Source organism: Siphonobacter sp. BAB-5405 (assembly GCF_002872335.1).
Classification (GTDB): domain Bacteria; phylum Bacteroidota; class Bacteroidia; order Cytophagales; family Spirosomataceae; genus Siphonobacter.
Genome location: NZ_NJAG01000088.1, coordinates 1 through 2,106 on the forward strand (window position 1 = coordinate 1; position 2,106 = coordinate 2,106).

2 protein-coding genes are annotated in these 2,106 nt (G+C 39.7%); one reads left to right on the top strand and one right to left on the bottom strand.

The window, feature by feature from the left end; genetic code table 11:
* The first annotated feature begins 93 nt into the window (after positions 1-93).
* Positions 94-351, top strand: a complete 258-nt coding sequence (locus BWI97_RS25745; RefSeq protein WP_102203358.1) for a hypothetical protein — start codon at positions 94-96, stop codon at positions 349-351.
* A 40-nt stretch (positions 352-391) separates the two neighbouring features.
* Here BWI97_RS25745 and BWI97_RS25750 read toward each other — a convergent pair whose 3' ends face one another.
* Positions 392-1,825, bottom strand: coding sequence for a replication initiation protein (locus BWI97_RS25750; protein ID WP_102203359.1), 1,434 nt, complete (start codon positions 1,823-1,825; stop codon positions 392-394).
* Positions 1,826-2,106: the final 281 nt, after the last annotated feature.

Here is a 2,106-nt window from a genome sequence, read left to right on the forward strand (position 1 = left end):
CCAAATTACTGATTCTACTAACGTTGAAAAACAATCTCTGAATCATGGCTTAAAACACAACCCCTACGACTCCCCAAATCACTTACGCCGCAGGTGAATAAATCGAGTGCGGTGGATGCCGTTGAAATCAATGAGCAGGCTTTAGCTTTTATCAATAAGGGTGGAGCAGTGGCTAGTGATCCAGCATTGTTAGAAAAGAAAAGTGCAGAAGTAGATCCAAACCAGGTTAAAGGCATTAGTATCCCATTGACGGTGGGTCAACTCGAGGAAATCAAGGAGATTTGTGCGAAGAACAAACGCCCGAATAAGAAAAAAAATGTCTATCCGGGAATATATTCAGGAAGCTATTGACGCTCAACTGCGTAAGGATCGAAATCAAAAGAAGTAGCAATTAATCCAACTTCGCACCCAGTTGATCCGCTTGGCTTTGTAGCTGGGTGCGGATACCATTCCAGATAGCAGAATGGCGATCCTTAAAGTATTGTAATTTAAAGGTATACATCATTCCACTATTACTGGCTTTGAAGTAACCGTAAAGCGTTTCGGCAGTAAGACGTTCTTTATCAAAATTTTGAATGGACATAGATACGATTATCGTTTTATCCGTTTGCTTTCTCAATTGTTCAACGTAATCAAGGAAATCAAAAGCATTCTCTCGGACAGACAATAAATTGTTACAAGCTTCATTCATCCGTTCGTAATACTCTTCCATTAAATCATCCGTCTGCTGCTTGAGACTTTTTGACGTTAAGGGTAGAGTAGGGCTAGACATAGCTTCTGCCGCAGGAACTGATCTAGGCAGTGTATAGGTTGCCACAGTAGGTTTTACTTCATCCTGCTCAATAAGTTCTTTATTCTTCATCAAACTATCCATATAGAAATAGGGCTTGCGAATCATTCCCTGTTTTATATATCGGAGGCCGACTTTAATTCGAAAATTAACGTGTTCACGGCCATAGAGTTGTATCCAGTTATCAAATTGAGACCTGGTGATTTTATAGTTGCGAATTTCCTCAAATAACTCGTCTTTAATGTCCTCTGTAGGAACTCTGCTCGTCTCCGGCAAAATGGGTTCTAGTCGATGATGAGCATTATGCTTATGACTGACTTCAAAAGTCACGTCCTGGACAAGCCTCTTTCTTTTTGTTTCAGTAACGGAATGAATGGTTATGTCAGTAAACTCATTTATTTCATAAACCCAGTTGTTCAGAACCTGTCTGAGATTTCCATATTTGCGATAAGAATCTTCCGGGATACTTAATATGAAGCGTAGCTGCTCTAAGGTATAGGTGACAAAGCGGTGATTTTGTCGCGATTGATGTTTAAGCACCATATACAGTTTAATGCTGTAAGGAGACCCTAAATGATTGAGGTACTGGCGATTGATAGTTAGAAACTCACTTTTTAAATCCAGAATAAATGGCAATAAATCGGGATGAAAACGCGTGAGGAAATGCAGATCGTCGGTTTCAAAACGAGGCTCAGCGGTTTTGTCGATAATAGAAACATAAAACGTGTAAGGCTTTCCGTCGAGTGTTCCAGGAAACTTAATTTGCCGGGTCATCAGTGACAACGCTGCTTCTTTCAAAGTTTTGTAGTGATAGCCGGCATTCGTCAGGTGACACTCTTGAATGATGTCAGATACTGAAATACGCAGGAGCTCTTTGCCCGTGGATTCTCGATCCACCATAGTAAGCATTTTGAAAAACACTCGGTATTCGTGAATGCTCAAATTCATTTGGGCTTCGACAATTCCGGCCCGACCTGCCTTCATAACTACTGTTTCCCGCAGCGGGGCATTGACAATCTTAAGCTCCGTATTCATGTTACCAAACTAAATAAAGTGCTGAGTCGAGTAATTGACGTGCCGAAAGATATAATTGACGTGCCGAAATAAATAATGTTAGTGCCGAAATAAATAATATTAGTGCCGAGGCGTTTGTAAAAATCTGATATTTAGATAGTTATGAGCACTCAAAATATAGATCAAAAAGATTAAAAAAAGATCAAAATGATCAGATCACGTAGTTTTTAGTGCTGAATATTACAAATAGTGCGTTGCTATCTTAATTTGACCTTTCTTAACGTTAAAGGTGGATATTTCGG

Excerpts from the sequence above, each read along its gene's own strand:
- BWI97_RS25750 (WP_102203359.1), bottom strand. The coding sequence starts at position 1,825 with ATGAATACGGAGCTTAAGATTGTCAATGCCCCGCTGCGGGAAACAGTA.